Origin of the sequence: uncultured Methanobrevibacter sp., assembly GCF_937881195.1 — an archaeon.
In the GTDB taxonomy this organism is placed as follows: domain Archaea; phylum Methanobacteriota; class Methanobacteria; order Methanobacteriales; family Methanobacteriaceae; genus Methanobinarius.
This window is the reverse complement of record NZ_CALGFC010000025.1, coordinates 1-17,360: the sequence shown is the minus strand read 5'-3', so window position 1 is coordinate 17,360 and position 17,360 is coordinate 1. Positions and strand designations below refer to the sequence as shown.

15 protein-coding genes are annotated in these 17,360 nt (G+C 23.7%); 8 read left to right on the top strand and 7 right to left on the bottom strand.

Annotation, left to right across the window (positions count from 1 at the left end; translation table 11 throughout):
* Positions 1–24: 24 nt before the first annotated feature.
* Together Q0087_RS03660 and Q0087_RS03655 are read left to right on the top strand one after the other, a co-directional pair.
* Entirely contained in the window at positions 25–1,404 is a 1,380-nt protein-coding gene (locus tag Q0087_RS03660; RefSeq protein ID WP_297898326.1) for a cyclic 2,3-diphosphoglycerate synthase, read from the top strand.
* A gap of 147 nt (positions 1,405–1,551) precedes the next feature.
* Positions 1,552–2,019: a GyrI-like domain-containing protein gene (locus Q0087_RS03655; protein WP_297898325.1), complete on the top strand. Its 468-nt coding sequence runs from the start codon at positions 1,552–1,554 to the stop codon at positions 2,017–2,019.
* A gap of 224 nt (positions 2,020–2,243) precedes the next feature.
* Here the strand turns inward: Q0087_RS03655 and Q0087_RS03650 are convergent, their stop codons facing one another.
* Both Q0087_RS03650 and Q0087_RS03645 read right to left on the bottom strand, forming a co-directional pair.
* On the bottom strand, positions 2,244–2,708 hold the full coding sequence (locus Q0087_RS03650; RefSeq protein ID WP_297898324.1) for a MarR family winged helix-turn-helix transcriptional regulator: 465 nt from the start codon (positions 2,706–2,708) through the stop codon (positions 2,244–2,246).
* A 157-nt stretch (positions 2,709–2,865) separates the two neighbouring features.
* Positions 2,866–4,284, bottom strand: coding sequence for an MATE family efflux transporter (locus Q0087_RS03645; protein WP_297898323.1), 1,419 nt, complete (start codon positions 4,282–4,284; stop codon positions 2,866–2,868).
* A gap of 459 nt (positions 4,285–4,743) precedes the next feature.
* On the opposite strand from Q0087_RS03645, the gene Q0087_RS03640 reads away from it, so the two are divergent.
* From Q0087_RS03640 to Q0087_RS03630, 3 genes are all read left to right on the top strand, one after another.
* Positions 4,744–5,271 carry a RimK/LysX family protein gene (locus tag Q0087_RS03640; protein ID WP_297898322.1) on the top strand — a complete coding sequence of 176 codons (528 nt, stop codon included), beginning with the start codon at positions 4,744–4,746 and terminating at the stop codon, positions 5,269–5,271.
* A gap of 257 nt (positions 5,272–5,528) precedes the next feature.
* On the top strand, positions 5,529–5,789 hold the full coding sequence (locus Q0087_RS03635) for a hypothetical protein (protein ID WP_297898321.1): 261 nt from the start codon (positions 5,529–5,531) through the stop codon (positions 5,787–5,789).
* Between the two features lie 287 nt (positions 5,790–6,076).
* Positions 6,077–6,550: a hypothetical protein gene (locus Q0087_RS03630; RefSeq protein ID WP_297898320.1), complete on the top strand. Its 474-nt coding sequence runs from the start codon at positions 6,077–6,079 to the stop codon at positions 6,548–6,550.
* Between the two features lie 737 nt (positions 6,551–7,287).
* Here Q0087_RS03630 and Q0087_RS03625 read toward each other — a convergent pair.
* The 3 genes from Q0087_RS03625 to Q0087_RS03615 all read right to left on the bottom strand — a co-directional run bounded on the left by Q0087_RS03625 (position 7,288) and on the right by Q0087_RS03615 (position 10,383).
* A complete protein-coding gene (locus Q0087_RS03625) occupies positions 7,288–8,223 on the bottom strand; it encodes a pyrroline-5-carboxylate reductase dimerization domain-containing protein (protein ID WP_297898319.1) in 936 nt (311 codons plus the stop codon).
* Between the two features lie 94 nt (positions 8,224–8,317).
* A complete protein-coding gene (locus Q0087_RS03620) occupies positions 8,318–9,424 on the bottom strand; it encodes an alpha/beta fold hydrolase (RefSeq protein WP_297898318.1) in 1,107 nt (368 codons plus the stop codon).
* Between the two features lie 644 nt (positions 9,425–10,068).
* On the bottom strand, positions 10,069–10,383 hold the full coding sequence (locus tag Q0087_RS03615) for a UPF0058 family protein (protein WP_297898317.1): 315 nt from the start codon (positions 10,381–10,383) through the stop codon (positions 10,069–10,071).
* 751 nt (positions 10,384–11,134) lie between these two features.
* Between Q0087_RS03615 and hisD the strand changes: the two genes are divergently transcribed.
* The 3 genes from hisD (at position 11,135) to aspS (ending at position 14,627) form a co-directional block, all read left to right on the top strand.
* On the top strand, positions 11,135–12,430 hold the full coding sequence (gene hisD / locus Q0087_RS03610; protein ID WP_297898316.1) for a histidinol dehydrogenase: 1,296 nt from the start codon (positions 11,135–11,137) through the stop codon (positions 12,428–12,430).
* Positions 12,431–12,468: 38 nt separating this feature from the next.
* The gene (locus tag Q0087_RS03605) at positions 12,469–12,921 is read left to right on the top strand and encodes an N-acetyltransferase (RefSeq protein WP_297898315.1); all 453 of its coding nucleotides are present in this window, start codon (positions 12,469–12,471) and stop codon (positions 12,919–12,921) included.
* Positions 12,922–13,307: 386 nt separating this feature from the next.
* Complete coding sequence (gene aspS, locus Q0087_RS03600) at positions 13,308–14,627, top strand: aspartate--tRNA(Asn) ligase (RefSeq protein ID WP_297898314.1); 1,320 nt, start codon at positions 13,308–13,310, stop codon at positions 14,625–14,627.
* 515 nt (positions 14,628–15,142) lie between these two features.
* Here aspS and tgt read toward each other — a convergent pair.
* Both tgt and Q0087_RS03590 read right to left on the bottom strand, forming a co-directional pair.
* Positions 15,143–16,384 carry a tRNA guanosine(34) transglycosylase Tgt gene (tgt, locus tag Q0087_RS03595; protein WP_297898313.1) on the bottom strand — a complete coding sequence of 414 codons (1,242 nt, stop codon included), beginning with the start codon at positions 16,382–16,384 and terminating at the stop codon, positions 15,143–15,145.
* Positions 16,365–17,084 carry a queuosine precursor transporter gene (locus Q0087_RS03590; protein WP_297898312.1) on the bottom strand — a complete coding sequence of 240 codons (720 nt, stop codon included), beginning with the start codon at positions 17,082–17,084 and terminating at the stop codon, positions 16,365–16,367. The genes tgt and Q0087_RS03590 overlap by 20 nt, the downstream gene beginning before the upstream one ends.
* Between the last annotated feature and the right edge of the window lie 276 nt (positions 17,085–17,360).

Genomic DNA, 17,360 nt, shown 5'->3' with positions numbered 1-17,360 from the left:
TTGAAAAATCTAAAAAGTGGTTTTATGAAAAATATGGAAAAAATGGTATGTTTAGTAGATGGTGAACATTACTTACCTGTCACTAAATCTGCAATAGAAATATTAAATAGTTTAGAACATGTAGATGTTGTTGCAACAGTTTTTATTGGAGGAACTGAAAAATTAAGAACTGATGATCCTGAGAGTTATGCTAAGATGATGGGAATGCCAGTACACTTTGGCCCAGATGAAAATCAAATTCCTTATGATTTAATAATTGAAATGATTAAAGAGTATAATGCAGATGTTGTAATGGATTTAAGTGATGAGCCAGTCCTTGATTACTCTAAAAGATTTAAAATAGCTTCAAAAGTAATTGCAGAAGGTGTTTTATACAGAGGACCTGATTTTGAATTTCAACCATTAACTGAGTATAAAATACCTAAAAAACCATCTATAAAAATACTTGGAACAGGCAAAAGAATAGGTAAAACAGCAGTTTCTGCATTTGCAGCTAGACTCATAGATGAAAATGGTTATGAACCTTGTGTTGTTGCTATGGGTAGAGGAGGCCCAGAAGAACCAGAAATCGTGAGAGGGGATGAAATGGAAATCACCCCACAATTTTTAATGGAACAGTCAGAAAAAGGAGTTCACGCTGCTTCTGACCATTGGGAAGATGCTCTTATGAGCAGAATACTTACAATAGGTTGTAGAAGATGTGGAGGAGGAATGTCTGGCGATGTATTTATGACAAACATGAAAAAAGGTGCTGAAATAGCTAACTCCGTTGAATCAAAATTTATTATTTTTGAAGGCAGTGGTGCAGCAATCCCACCAATTAAAACAGATAAACATATTGCATTAATAGGTGCAAATCAACCACTTCTAAATATAACTAATTTTTTTGGGCCATTCAGAATAAAATTAGCTGATTTAGTAATTCTTACAATGTGTGAAGAACCAATGACAACACCAGAAAAAATGAAAGTTATTGAAGAATTTATAAGTGAAGTAAATCCTAATGCAAAAATAATATCAACTGTATTTAGACCTAAACCATTAGGAGATATAAAAAATAAAAAAGTTCTATTTGCAACAACTGCTCCAGATGAAATAAAAGATGTTTTAGTAAATCATCTTGAAAGTAATTATGATTGTAAAGTTGTTGGAACAACACCTCACCTTTCAAATAGGCCACTTTTACAAGCAGATATAGAAAAATATATAGATCAAGCAGATTTAATGCTTACAGAATTAAAAGCAGCTGCAGTCGATGTAGCTACTAAAGATTCTCTTGAAGCAGGGCTGGAAGTTGTTTATTGTGATAATATTCCAATAGCAATAGACGAAAAATATCCTAATATTAATGAATCCATACTGGAAATAGTTGATGGGGCAATTGAAGATTTTAATAATAAATAATCAAAATAAGAATAATAATAGAAATAATAGAAATAATAGAAATGATAGGAATAATAATAGAAATAAGAATGAAAGTAATAATTATAAAATAGCATAATAATGATTTAGCATAAAATAAAATTTATAAAATAAATAAAAGGAGATAAAATGCCACTTTTATCAAGAATAGAAATTGTAAAAAAAGCTAAACAACCAGTAATTTCTATTAAAATCACTACAGAATTAGAAAAGCTACCAAAATTAATAAAAGAAACATACCAAAAAATAGAAAAATATTTAGCTGAAATTGGAGAATATCCAGAAGATATTCCTTTTGTAAGATATTTTAATATGGAAATGGAAAATTTAAAAGTAGAAATAGGTTTTCCTGTTTCTAAAGAATTATCTGGAAAAGAAGACATAAAATTCAGCCATATAGAAGAGATGATAGCTGTATATGCACTTTACCAAGGACCTTATCAAGAAATGGGGGAAACATATGATGAAATCATTAATTGGATTGAAGAAAATGGAATGACAACAAATGGAATATTTCTAGAAAGTTACTATAATAGTCCTGACGATGTACCAGAAGATAAATTATTGACTAGGATTTTAATGCCTTTAGAGCAATAATTAGTATAAATCAATAATTTATTCAATAATTATAGTAATTAACCAATTAATAAATGATTAATCAACTGATTAAATTAAATAATGACTATCCGAATAGATATTTATTTAAAAATTGTGTTGGTTTAAAGATTAATATGAGTTAAAAATTAATGTAATTTAAAAATTAATAGGATTTATAGATTGATTAAATTTATAATTAATATGATTTAAAACTAATTTTAAAATCATATATTATCCTTTTTAAATGAATTCACAGCGATTTTTTTTAATGCTTTCTTTAAATTTTCTTTTTCTTCTTTAGAAAAACCACTTAAAGCTTCTTTTTCCCATTCATTATTGACTTCTTGAATTTTTTTTACAAGTTCAATTCCATTTTCTTTAAGAAAAACAATATTTTTCCTACGATTATTTTCGTCTGGTTCTCTTCTTATCAAATCTTTATCTTCTAATTTTTTCAAAGCCCTGGTTATTGTACTTTCATTTCTTCTAAAAATCTTAGCAATATCCTCTTGAATTGCGTTTTTTTCATAATATAAATAAAATAGAAATTGGTATTCATGATAGGTTATTCCTAATTTATTCATCTCAAAAAATAAACGTATATTATTATATCTATTTAAAATTTCAATTAGAAAACTTAAAGAAATATTTGAAGGGTCTGCATTTATAATATGATTTAATGGATCCATATTATCACTATTTGAATTTATAAAATCTTTCTAAATAATGTATTTAATAAAATAACATATTGAGATATTTAATTAATAAATTAATTAATAAAAAATATAGTATAAATTATAATTTTAATTAAAATAAAGATATCGGTAATTATTTAAATATCAGTAATTATTTGGGTAAAATATCCTCTTTAGAATTTTTATTATTAAAAATATTGTTTCTATTTTTCAATTTTCCTAAAAAAAATTTAAAGTAAAGATAATTAATAATTGACCCAAATATAACACCTAAAACAATACCCCAATAAACACCAAATTCTCCAAAATTAAATACAATAGCTAAAATAAAAGAAGTAAATAAAGTTAAACCAATATCCCTTATAAAGTTTAATATTAAAGAAGTTATTCCTTTTCCTGCAGCTTGAAAAATAGCTGTTGAAACAAGTCCTAAAGGAATAGCTATGAAAAATAATGACATAATCCTTATAAATGAAATTAAATTTGTTATTATTTCTTCAGCTCCAGTAGAGTAAGTGAACATTGCTGCTATTTGTGGAGCAAATATGAATGTGATAATAGCTAAAATAACACCTAAAAAAACTCCTATTTGTGTAGCATAATTAAAAATTATTTCTAAATTTTTCCAATTTCTAGCACCATATGCCATTCCTGCAACAGTTAAAGTAGCCATTTCTAGCCCTATAGCTGGAATAATGCCTAATGTAACAATTTTCCAACCTACAGTATAGACAGCCACAGCTGAAGCTCCTGCAACAAATGATAAAATAGTATTAGTTCCAATTGCAGATAAAGCCAAAGTAAATTCTTCTAAGCTTGCAGGTAAAGAAACATTAAGTATATCTTTAATAATATCAGAATTAAATTTAAAATCTTTGAAATTAAGCTTTAGATAGGTATCTTGTTTTTTTAATATCCAATAAAATATTATTATTGCAGAAACAAAAGAAGAGATTATAGTAGCTATTGCAGCACCAGATATACCCATATTTAATACATAAATAAATATAGGATCTAGAATTATGTTTAAAATACTTGTTAATATCATTGCATAAGTAACTCTTTTCATATCTCCTTCTGCACGTAATATGCTAGAACCTAATAAACTAAATAAAATCGCGAAAGAACCTAAAAAAACAATGATACCATATTGCATAGAAATGTTTAATACTTCTGATGCTCCCATTAATATCAAAATATCTTTTAAAAAGAAAATTAGAAAAATTGGTAAAATTATTGAAGTAAAAACAATGATTAAAATCCCATGAATTCCCCCATTACTAGCTTTATTTCTATCTTCTTCACCGATACAACGAGCAATAAAAGAAGTAGTACCTGCACCCATACCCTGACCAAGACCAACAATAACCATATAAAGTGGAGTAATAAATCCGAGAGCAGCTAATGCATTTACACCCAATCCAGCTACCCAAATAGTATCAACAATATTATAACCAACCATCAATAACATTACTAACATCATAGGCCATGATAATTTTAATATAGCATCTTTAGGGTTGTTTTTTATTAATTCAATCCTCTTATCTGCATCAGAAAATTCATTTGTCATTTTTACATCTCCTAAAAATTAAATAAAATATAAATTTAATTCTTGCTTAATGCAAGAGTATAATTAAAAAAATAAACTCTTGCGTATTGCAAGAATTGTAAATATTATAAATCTCATCATATAAAAACTCTTGCATTATGCAAGAATTGATATTATGATAACTATTCAAATATCAAAATAAAGATATGATTGAATAAAAATTTTTTGAATAACTTTAATAATAAATAATATTTCAAGAAATTTTAAAAATAAAAATAAAAAAAATTTAGTTAAATAATTAGAAATATGCAATTTTTATAAATGTTTCAATTAAAAAAAATATATTTCAATAAAAAAATATATTTCAATTAAAAAAATATATTTCAATTAAAAAAATATATTTTAATAAAAAATTTAAGAACATTAAAATTCAAAATATTAATAAGAGCTAAGTGCAGATAAAATAAATAGGGTGTCATTTTGGAAAAAGAAGATATAAAAAAGATTTTAACATTCACCATGAAAGAAAAAGAAATAATTAAAAAATTAAATCTTCCAGAAGAAGTTTTTTTACCTCTTTTCTTTTCAGTAAGATTCGGAGGAGATTGGAGTGTCAGTAAAAACTCTAAAAAACTAATGTCAATAAAAGAAAAAGTGACAGAATATGATAAAAAAAGTAAAATAGGATATACATTAGAAAAAATATACTTATTTGTTAATCCTAAAATTTTAGCTGAAGAAGGCAAAATATACCGAATGGAAAAATGCGGAAATAAAAATGAAAGAGAGTTAGTAGAAAGGCCTTTCATGACAAAAGTAGATGGAGATTACATTTTAGAGTCAATTCTAAACCCTAAAGATATGAAAATATCAGTAAAACATATCAATGGACCATTAAAATTTTATGGTTCTGGTGCTTATGGTTCCTCACATGAAATAGAACATCTTGAAAATAGAGAAATAAAAGGAATTCCATTTTGGGATTTTAAATATGTCCTAGAAGAATAAAAATATTATAATAATGGTCATGATATTTCAACTATATAATAATTATAATATCTCAACTATATAATAATTATAATATTTCAACTATAAATATAACAAGAATATTTAAATTATAATTCTAATTATAAACATGAAAAAAATAAATTAATATAAATTTTTAAACTAACAAAAATTAAATTTAGAAAGAAGAAAAATATGAAAATTATCTTAAGAATAGATTTATTATAATCTTGATACAAATAGTTAATTGATGATTAAAAATGTTGAAAAAAGTTAAATTGAAATTAAGAAAAAATAAAGAGATAATTGATGCAAGATTAATAGAGCTTTCTAAACCTGATATTTCCCCTACTACTGGTTTACTATGTGATGTTGAAGTAGACCTAGAAAAAAGAAATGAGATATACCGACATGGATTAAAATTTGATATTACCGATGGTAAAAAAACATTAGAAGAATGTAGAGTATTTAACATTGACGGAAAATATGTTAAATTTATATCAACGAAAGAATCCAAATAAAATTATAATTTTAACAAAAATATATTTACAATTAATAGATATCTGAATTAATATTAATGAAATTACATTTAAATATTATATTTAAATGTCATATTAAAACTAAATATTATATTAGAATATTAAATTAAAATTTAAATATTATATTAAAGTTTAGATTATTATATTTTTAAAATGATTTATATTATTTATATTATATTATTATATTAATTGATTAGAATTGTTTAATTTAGATTATTATTTAGTTCTGAATTTTAAATAGAATTTTACATTAGTCTGATGTGTTCAATATGAATAAAAATTCCATAATATTGATAATTTTGATAATAGTGGGAGTAATATCTGTTAGTGGATGTATTGGTGGAGAAACAAGTCCCAATCAGAGCATTAATTTTAATGGATTCTCTTTTGATGTCCCAAATAATGTTAAACAAGCACAATCAGCATCTAAAAATAATGCCCTAATATACTATCAAAATACAAGTTATGATATTGGAGTGAATGATGTTTATGGATATGATAACCCAGATATATCTGTTTACGGAGATAATGTAAAAAATAAAAGTATTGATAATATTTCATATGTTTATATCACATCTAAAGGTAATTCAAAACTTCATCAAGGAAATATAACAACTATAAAAGTATATTTCAGAAAAAATGGCACAAACTTTTATATTATTACAAATACAAAAAATAATTCCAACATAACACAAGTGAATAAATTTATTGAAAATACTATTAAAACTATTCATCCTATTTAATTATAATATAAACTTATAGTTACTAATTTTTGATATTGATACTTTTATTATAGCTAATTTTAATTAATAAAATAATTAATTGATATTATTTATTTTTAATAGTTTTTAAGTAATAAATATTTATGTTTTCTAGATTAATGACCGCAACATTTATATACTTTAATGAATAATATAACAATTGTTATAATATATTTTTTTAGAATCAACAAAAAGATAAGCAATACTAAAAAAATAATATAACAATTGTTATAAAACATATGAAGTTATAGAAAATAAATCCTACAATTAGTAACTTTTCAAATTCCACATAATAATCAACCCATAATTATCAACACAAAAAGATATTTTTACTAATTTAAGATATTCTATTCCTTAAAAATAGTTAAAGGATTATTATAAAACTCATATTTATATAACAACCACAAAAACAAAACAAATTTAAAATATATGGAATATATAAAATTTAATTATTTAATAGATTTTAAATATAAAAATAAAGAAAAAATATTTAGGCATACCTAAATATTTATATAGTAGAAAAAACACTACTATAATTACAGGACAAAACACGAAAAACAATGCAATATTTATGTCCTAAAGCCCTTAATTAAAAAAATTTAAATCCTCCATAAACTAACAAATTTATCCTCATATTATAAAAAATGCAAATGAAAGGAAATTTAATTAAGGGCTTTTTCTTCTGCCAAAAAATAAAATAATAAAATTTTAAAAAGGTATCAAGAATAATTTTTTTTTAGACTCAATTTAACTTCATCATATCTCTCAATAAGTAAATCAAAAAGTTTTTCAATTAATATATTTGAATTTTTATCTAAATAATTGACACCTATTTCAGTTATCCCTTTTTTTGTTGAAGTTTTATCAATTATTTCATCAGTAGCTAAGTTATTATTGTTAATTTGAATCAAGGTACTTAAAAGAGTTTTAACAATTAAATATTTAGCTTCATCAATACTAATACCATTTTCAGACTTTGAAAAAGCAATATTAGCTAAATTATCAATTATACTAGAAAAAAAAGCAGGTCCGCAACTAGTTAAAATAGTAGCTATTTCAATAACTCTCTCATTGTTCCCATTTATATTAAATTCAAAATCATCAATTATTTGTATATAGCTAAACTCATTAAAAATTTCTTCAACCAAACATTTATCATTATCCAATGTATTTTTGTTATGTAAAATCAGAGAAACCCCTAATTTAGTATAACTTCCAACATTTTGATTTTCTTTTGTAAAATTCTTATTAATATGATTGATATAATCAATATCACCATTATTAAATTTAGAAGAGATAGAAGGAATAACTTGAGTAATAGACCCATTATAAAAATTTTTTATATTATCAAAACTTAATCCCGCACATACATGAATAATATGTGAATCTTCATGAAGAAAAGGAGAAATTTGGCAGATTAAATCTTTAAACTCGGGAGTTTCAACAAAAATAAATATTTTGCTAGAATTTTTAGCTAGTTCTATATTATTATCTGTAACACTGATATTAGGATATTTTTTCTTAATTTCATCAAGCTTTGATAAAGTCCTATTTGAAATAATCATCTCCTCAGGGTTAAAAATCTTCAAATTAAGAATATTCTCAATTATCATTTGCCCCATGTTTCCATATCCAATAAATCCATATTTATCCATAAAAAAACCTAAAATACCTAATTAAAAATATTAAATAAAAATAATAAATAAAGATAATAAATAAAAATATTTATATAAGAAGTTTAAATATCACTTATTCATCCTTAAATCCAATCAAATAATCTTTATTCTTTAAATCATTTTTTTTATTACATAAAAAATCTTTAACAATTTCATTGAACCATTCATAATCTATAATATTCCAAAGATGAATCGATCTGTAGACTCCAAAAATTTCTGCTTGATTAAATACATCTTTTATCAACCTTGCAGATGTTTTAACTCTAGGATACTCTTTTGTTCCATATAATATTAAAAGATTCTCATATTCATTATTATTGCTAATTTCAAAATTATTGTTATTACCATTAAGATTATTATTGTTAATATTATTATTTTTATTGTTATTAAGATTATTATCGTTAATATTGTTAATATTATTATTTTTATTGTTATTAAGATTATTATCGTTAATATTGTTAATATTATTATTTTTATTGCTATTTTTACTAATTTCAGAAATATTATTATATTTAATTTCAGATTTATTATCTTTATTAAACCCTTTTTTATTAAAACTTCCAATATCATTTGGAATTGTAAATTTTAAAGATTCTTTAGTGATTGAATTCAAGTCTTTTTTTGAAATTTTAGCATATGATTCTTTTATAAACGGAGCATAATCCTTTTTTATGCCATATTCTGCTAATAATGCCTTAATTAAAAATTTTTCAGGTTTTTTATCAAGAATATTAATTTTAAGTAAATCCATCATGGAAATTACTTCATGAAAGTCATTTTCTTCAGGATTTTCATATAAGTTAACACCAGATACAACAACTTTATCAATTAATTCAGGGTATTTAGCCAATAAATCTAAAGCAATTTGACCTCCTAAAGAAATACCTACTAAATTTACTTTTTTTGTTTTTCTATTAGAATTTGTATCATTTGATAAACCTAAAGATTTTTCTTGGATTAATGATTTAATCAACTCAGTGGATTTTTCTATTGAAAATTCATTGTCAAAATGGCTTTTACCATGATTAGGAAGATCTAAATATATGCAATGAAAATCTCTGAAATAATCTCTCTGATTTATCCAAATCCAATTACTCAGTAAATTACTATGGATAAATATGATAATTTCATCATTTGAAGTTCCCTCCTCATCGTAATACATAATATTTGAATTTTCCATTAGAACACCCCAAAAAAATTAAAAATACGAATATCTCTATAAATAAAAATAAAAATAAAAATAATAAAGAATATGTAGAAAATATATCTAAAAATATATCTGAGAATATATCTGAGAATATATCTAAAAATATATATGAAAATATTTTGTTTAATAAGTTTATTTAATAAAAATAAATAGTTTAATAAAATTTAAAATTATTATAAAAAATATAAAATTAAAAATCTTTTATATAATTAAAAATCTTTTATAAAATATAAAATCTTTTATATAATATAATAATTAATTAATATTAATAATATTGACAAAATCATAAAATAAAAAATAAAAGATTTTAAATTTGTTTATTAAAATTAAATTATAAGAAAGTATATAAAAACACGTTAAAATATTACATATCCATTATAATACGTAATATATGATAATATATCCCCCAAATCAATATTTTACAGTTTATAGATATTTTAAATAAAATAAGTTAGATATTAATAAATAAAATGAAATATTAGAGTATTTTCATTCCATTATCTTCTTTTAATCATACAATATTTTGATTTATACTCTATTTTAATTTATATTCTATTTTGATTCAACAGGTACTTATATGGTTTTTTAATAAATGATTTTAAATATATATTTATATTCTATTTTGATTCAACAGGTACAGGAGCACTTTCAACTTTTAATTCCTTTCTAGAACGTTTTACAAGCTCTGATAATGCATTAGAAACGTTAGTAGGAACAGAATCATTATCTTCTTTTAAGATAATTTCTGAAATTGTATTTGAAAGTACAAAAATCGCATGTTTATGTTCTGCCTTAGTTCTATGAATATGATGAGGACTTATATTAAGTGCAATATATTCACTACATGAATTAGGTATCTCACTTTCTGTTTCTAAAAATTTTAAAACATATACTAAAAATTGGTGCATCTGAATCATTTCATCTTTATACATAAATAACCTCTTACCACTTCATCATTAAATAGCTACTCTCTTACTATTATAAATTGATGAAATCAATTTCAAGCACTGAGATCTTGTTAATAATAGCTAATATTTATCTAAACAATAGTATATAATTATATAAATACTATATTATAGCTATAAAAATAACAGTTTATATTTATATAATAATAACATTGTATAAAAGTATTATATAAATTTATAGATTCTTATTAGTAATTCTGAATTAATGATAGATTAATTTTTAATATTTTAAAAATATTTTAATAATAATTAAATAATTTATTATTAATATTATAAATTATTTAAAAATATTGGCAATTTAATAATATCAATTAAATAAATAAAATATTTTTCAAAATATTTTGATAATCATAGTTATTACTTTTTATCCTTATAATATTATACAATGTTATATAATTCTAAATATTATCAAGAAAACTATATGTATGCCCATCTCAATACAATATTTGTATACCCATATTACTACATTATTTATATTTTAATAATATTTAAAATTGTTGCTAAATGTTTTTATTATAATTTATTATAAATAATTTTGTAGCTATAAAACATATTATCTTTAAATTGCTTATAAATGTTTTTATGAATAATCTAATATAACATAATATTTATATTATTTCAGATAAATACTTTATATATGATAATTCATTTTAATAGTATTAAATAATGCTAATAATTACTAATTAGATTTTATTTTTAATTTTAATAGTTGATTTATATGGAAATCTTATATTATAACAAAGAAAATTTAAGTAAATTCGCAAAAAAAACAAAAGAAACCGATGAAAACATCATACCTATTGTTTCTGAAATTTTAAAAAATATTAAAAATTCTAAAGACTCGAGCCTTAAAGAATATACCAAAAAATTTGATAAGGTATCTATAGAATCATTCAAAGTTACTGAAGCTGAAATAAAAGAAAGTTATAAAAATTTAGAGGAATCAAATCCTAATTTAATTAACTCTCTTAAAAAAGCTGGTAGAAATATAGAAAAATTTCACAAAAGACAGATCCCTAATGAATGGAATATGGAAATAATAGAAGGAATAAATGCAGGACAAATAATTAGGCCAATAAATAAAGTTGGTTGTTATATTCCTGGTGGAAGAGCAGCATATCCATCTACAATTTTAATGACAGTTATTCCTGCCAAAATAGCTGGAGTTAAAAAAATAATATGTTGTAGTCCTCCACAAAAAGATGGAAAAATAATGGATGCAATTTTAGTTGCAGCAGATATAGCTGGAGCAGATGAAATATACAAAGTAGGGGGAGCTCAAGCCATAGCGGCTATGGCATATGGAACTGAGTCAATTCCACAAGTTGAAAAGATTGTTGGTCCTGGAAATATATTTGTTACAGCAGCAAAAAAGCTTGTTTATGGTACTGTTGACATTGAATTTCCAGCAGGACCTTCAGAAGTTTTAATAATAGCAGATAGGACTGCTGATCCAAAATATATAGCCCATGATCTACTTTCACAAGCTGAACATGACCCTAATGCTTCTTGTTATTTAGTTACAGATAGTTTAGATTTAGCAGAAGAAACTAAAAAAGAAATTGATTCTCTGATTATAGAAGCTGAAAGAAAAGAAATTATTGAAGAATCTTTAGAAAAATTTGGAAAAATCATAGTAACAAAAACAATTGAAGAAGCTATTGATATATCCAATGAATATGCTCCAGAACATTTAATCATAATGACTAAAGATTCTAAAAAAGATAAAAAGATACTTGAAGAAATAAAAAATGCAGGTTCAATCTTTTTAGGAAAATATTCCCCAGTGGCAGCTGGAGATTATGGATCCGGTACTAATCATGTGCTTCCAACAGATAGAGGAGCTAGAATGTATTCTGGATTATCAACAGATTCTTTTTTAAAAAAACCTACGGTGCAAAAAATTACAAAAGAAGGTTTAAAATCTTTAGAAGAAACAATTGTCCCAATAGCTAATTATGAAGGATTTTATGCTCATGCAAACTCCGTTAAAGTTAGATTAAAGAAAAAATAAGATATAAAAATTAAAAATAAGAGATATAGAGAATAATAATGAAAATAGAGAAAATAAAAGAAAATAAAAAAGAATTTTTAGATTTATTACTCTTAGCTGATGAAGAAGAAAGAATGATAGACAAATATCTAGAAAATGGAGAATTATTTGCTTTATATGATAATGATTTAAAAAGTATCTGCGTAGTCAATTCGTTAAATGATAGCTATGAAATAAAAAATATTGCAACATACCCAAAATACCAAAATCAAGGATATGGGCAAAAATTAATAGAATTTGTGTTTAGTTATTGTAAAGATCAAAATAAATTCAAAAAGATTTATGTTGGAACAGGAGACGTAGAAAAAGCAATTAGCTTTTATGAAAAATGTGGTTTTGAGAAATCTCACATAATACCAAATTTCTTTGTTGATAATTATAGTGAAGAAATTTTTGAAGATGATGAGCAGTTAATTGATATGATATACCTAAAAAAAGAATTATATAAATAAATAAAAAATAAAATATAAAAACTTCTATATTAAGTTAATAGGTCTAAAAAAGATTTAAATATTATTTTAATTAATATTATTTTATAAATAATTATTTATTATATAACTATCTTATGGATAAATGTTCATATATAATTATTTTATAAATTTTTTATTAAATTATAAACTGTATAAAATAATAAACCATATAAAATAATAAACTATATAAAATACATATTTTTACTAATATACAATAATTAAAACTTAAATTATATTATAAAACCAAATTATTTCATTTAGAATAAAATAAAATAGTTATATTTAAATTTATAATTAAATTTTTATATTTAAAGTTAAAATTAAATTGAAAATTACAAAAATAAACAATAGTCATTAAAGGTGAAAAGTTGACAAGATTATCTAGTGAATGGAGAAGAACACACTATACAAAAGATGTGGATGAAAGTTTAACTGATGAAGAAATTACTGTAATGGGATGGGTACATGAAATAAGAGATCTTGGAGGAATTATATTTGTACTTATTAGAGATAGGAATGGAATGATTCAATTAACCGCTCCAAGTAAAGAAATAGATCCCGAATTATTAGAGAAAATAAGAAAATTAAGAAAAGAATCAGTTATTGGACTTAAAGGTAAAGTTCAAGAAAGTGGAAAAGCACCTAATGGTGTGGAAATTATTCCATCTGAAATAAAAATATTTAGTTTAGCTAATCAACCACTACCAATGGATCCTACTGAAAAAGTTAAAGCAGAAATTGATACTCGGCTAGATTCTAGATTTATAGATCTTAGAAAACCATCAATAAGTGCAATATTTAAAATAAAAAGTAAGATGTTGCATACTGTTAGAACTTTCTTTGAAGAAGAAGATTTCTTAGAAATAAATACTCCAAAACTTGTAGCTTCAGCTACAGAAGGAGGAACAGAATTATTCCCTATTACATACTTTGAAAAAGAAGCATTTCTCGGTCAAAGTCCTCAATTATATAAACAGATGATGATGTCTGCTGGTTTTGATAAAGTTTATGAAATAGCCCAAATATTTAGAGCAGAAGAACATGATACTCTTCGTCACTTAAATGAAGCAATTTCTATTGATATGGAAGCATCATTTATGGACGATGTTGATGTTATGAAAATATTAAATGACTTAGTTCAAAAAGTAATTATAAATGTTAAACAAGACTGTAAAGAAGAGCTGAAGACACTTGAAATGGACTTAGAAATACCAGAAGGACATTTTGATATTGTAACATATGATGATGCAGTTGATATTGTAAATTCCAAAGATGTTCCTATGGAATGGGGAGAAGACTTGTCAAGAGCTGCTGAAAAAGCACTTGGAAAAGTTATGGATGGTTATTATTTCTTAACTGAATGGCCAACAGAAATAAAACCATTTTATGTAATGCCAAATGAAAAAAATCCTGTAAAAAGTCATGCTTTCGATTTAATGTATAAAGATCTTGAAATATCCTCAGGAGCTATGAGGGTCCATCAACACGACCTTTTAAGAGAAAAAATAGCTGAAAAAGGATTAAATCCAGATGCATTTGGAGGGTATTTAAAAGCATTTGAATATGGTATGCCACCTCATGCAGGTTGGGGTCTTGGAGCAGACAGATTTAATATGACATTAACTGGTTTGAAAAACATAAGAGAAACAGTTTTATTCCCAAGAGACAGACGTAGATTAACTCCTTAATTAATCTAAATTTATATTTTAAATTTATTTTATATTTTAAACTTATTTTATATTTTAAACTTATTCTAATTTATTATAAATTAATAAATTTATTTTAGAATATTTTTATTATATATAATATTTTATTTATAATATTGAATATACTTTGAAATATTCTTATTTTATTCTTATTTTTATTCTTATTTTATTTATTATTGTCATTATTACTTTTTATTTTTATTATTTTTTAAATTATCTTGCATTTTTTACTTAAAAACACTGATTATATCTTATTTTTTATATTTCTCATTAATTATTTTTATATTAATTGAAATATTAATTAAAATATTCAAATTTTATTAAGAATAAAAATAATTTAAAAAATAATATAGTGAAAAATAATATAGTGAAAAATAATTTAAAAAATAATATAGTGAAAAATAATAATAAAAAATGAAAATAAAATAATAATAAAAATAAAATTATTATTTTAAAGCTAACTAAAAAAATTCGATTTTTTAAGAATTAATATTTAATTATTTATAATATCTTTTTAGCCAATTATCGCGAAAATTGAAGAAATTCCCATCAAGAATAGATTGACGAATCTGATGTGTAAGGTTTACGATGAAATATACATTATGAATAGTTAAAAGTTCCAAAGCAAGTTTTTTATCATCGGCAATTTGCTTTTTAGTTTTTTTACCTTCTTTATTTTTTAATAATTGACGAATTTTCTCTCTTGAATAATCAGATTTACAAGTTGGACACTGACATCCTTCAAACAAAGGCAAAGGATCATCAACAAATTCTGCATTTCTTAGATTAATATCCCCATCAAGAGTGTAAACTTTTCCATGCCTTGCCTCACGAGTAGGAGCAACACAATCAAAAGTATCACAACCATTTTCAACTCCAACAAAAATATCATCGGGTTTAGAAAGACCAAGTAAATGACGAGGTTTTAATTCAGGTAAAATACTATTAGACCAAAATAAAATATCAGGCAAATGTTCTTTTTCAAATGCACCACCCAAACCATAACCATCAAAATTCATAGCCCCTAACTCTCTAGCAGCTTTTTCTCGTAAATCTTTATAATGTGCACCTTGTAAAACACCATAAAGAGCTTGATAAGGCTTATCTTTTCTTTCACGAGTTAATTTTTCATGTTCAGCTAAACACCTTATTCCCCATCGATGAGTGCGGTCAAGTGCCTCTTCATTATAATTTCTACTATCCCCAATATTAGTAAGTTCATCAAATGCCATAATAATATCTGCACCGATTTCATGTTGAAATTCCATAGAATATTCCGGAGTGAAAAGTTTTTCATCATCATCATCTTTTGTTTTGAAATATACTCCATGTTCTGTTACTCTTGCTAAACGTTTTTTATTTTCAGTTTTAAATTGTTCGCGAGCAATATTTCGTTTATCCATTGAAATTACTTTACCTAATCCACTACCAAAAGACATAACCTGAAATCCACCACTATCAGTAATAGTAGGGCAATTATATCCAGAATATTGTGACAATCCTCCAGATTGTTCAATTTCATTAGAAATTTTGGATAAATGAAACCCATTACTAATCATGGTTTGAAGACCAATATTACTAAATTGAGATTGTGATAAAAACCTAACATTACCATAAGTACCAACCACAACAAAAGTAGGTGTCTTAATATTTCCATGAGGAGTATGAATAATACCTGCCCTACCTAATGCATCAGGAATTTTAGCATTAATTTCAAAATTAAACTGATTTTGATTCATTTTCCACCAGTTTTTTACATAAATTAATTGTTCCATAAGTCACAGGCAATAATACGGTTTCACCAATGATCTTTGAAAGGTATGCAATTAACAATAATCCCAAAAATTGAGTAGTTGAAATAGTACCAACAAATGCAATTGTTGTAAATATAAGAGTATCGACTAAATCACCAACTAAGCTAGATCCAAGTGCCCTCTGCCATAAGTGTTTACCATGAGTCATCTCTTTAATTTTTACAAAAACATAAGAATTAAGAATTTGTCCTGTGACAAAAGCAATCAGACTACCAAAAACAATACGGGGCATAAAACCTATAATGGTTTCATAAGCTGCCTGATTTCCCCAACCAGGACCTGGAGGCAAAAGTTGAACAACAAATAATGCTAAAACAGCTATCAGATTCATTGCAAATGCTGTCCAGATAATTTTTTTTGCACACTTAAAACCGAAGATCTCAGTAATTACATCCCCTAAAATATAAGAAAGAGGAAAAAGTATCGCACCTCCATCCCAAACTAATCCTGTTCCAAAAAAGTCAAACATTTTAGTACTAGCGAGATTACTAACAATTAAAACAGTTGTTGTCAATGCAGTCAAAATTGCAAAAAGTTGTGCTCTAGAAATTTTTAGATGGTTTAGCAAAGCTAAAGTTATTTTTCCTTTTAATGTCTCTTTTTCTTTAATCATTTGTATCCTCAAATTAAATTATCGTTAAGTTTTTCACTGTCAAAAATTTTGTTTATATCAAAATTAATAATAGCTGAACTTAATAATATTTTATTTACATATTATTAAATTTTTTTAAATAATATTATGAAATCATTTATAATAATTTATTCTAATGATATTTTTTAAAAAAATTATAAAATCATGATTTAGATAATATTTTTAAATTAATTATAATGCTAATATTCTAAATGATATTTTTAAATTAATTATAATGCTAATATTCTAAATGATATTTTTAAATTAATT

Coding starts and splice junctions, on each gene's coding strand:
- Q0087_RS03660 (WP_297898326.1), top strand. CDS start 25: ATGAAAAATATGGAAAAAATGGTATGTTTAGTAGATGGTGAACATTAC.
- Q0087_RS03655 (WP_297898325.1), top strand. CDS start 1,552: ATGCCACTTTTATCAAGAATAGAAATTGTAAAAAAAGCTAAACAACCA.
- Q0087_RS03650 (WP_297898324.1), bottom strand. CDS start 2,708: ATGGATCCATTAAATCATATTATAAATGCAGACCCTTCAAATATTTCT.
- Q0087_RS03645 (WP_297898323.1), bottom strand. CDS start 4,284: ATGACAAATGAATTTTCTGATGCAGATAAGAGGATTGAATTAATAAAA.
- Q0087_RS03635 (WP_297898321.1), top strand. CDS start 5,529: ATGTTGAAAAAAGTTAAATTGAAATTAAGAAAAAATAAAGAGATAATT.
- Q0087_RS03630 (WP_297898320.1), top strand. CDS start 6,077: ATGAATAAAAATTCCATAATATTGATAATTTTGATAATAGTGGGAGTA.
- Q0087_RS03625 (WP_297898319.1), bottom strand. CDS start 8,223: ATGGATAAATATGGATTTATTGGATATGGAAACATGGGGCAAATGATA.
- Q0087_RS03620 (WP_297898318.1), bottom strand. CDS start 9,424: ATGGAAAATTCAAATATTATGTATTACGATGAGGAGGGAACTTCAAAT.
- Q0087_RS03615 (WP_297898317.1), bottom strand. CDS start 10,383: ATGTATAAAGATGAAATGATTCAGATGCACCAATTTTTAGTATATGTT.
- hisD (WP_297898316.1), top strand. CDS start 11,135: ATGGAAATCTTATATTATAACAAAGAAAATTTAAGTAAATTCGCAAAA.
- Q0087_RS03605 (WP_297898315.1), top strand. CDS start 12,469: ATGAAAATAGAGAAAATAAAAGAAAATAAAAAAGAATTTTTAGATTTA.
- tgt (WP_297898313.1), bottom strand. CDS start 16,384: ATGAATCAAAATCAGTTTAATTTTGAAATTAATGCTAAAATTCCTGAT.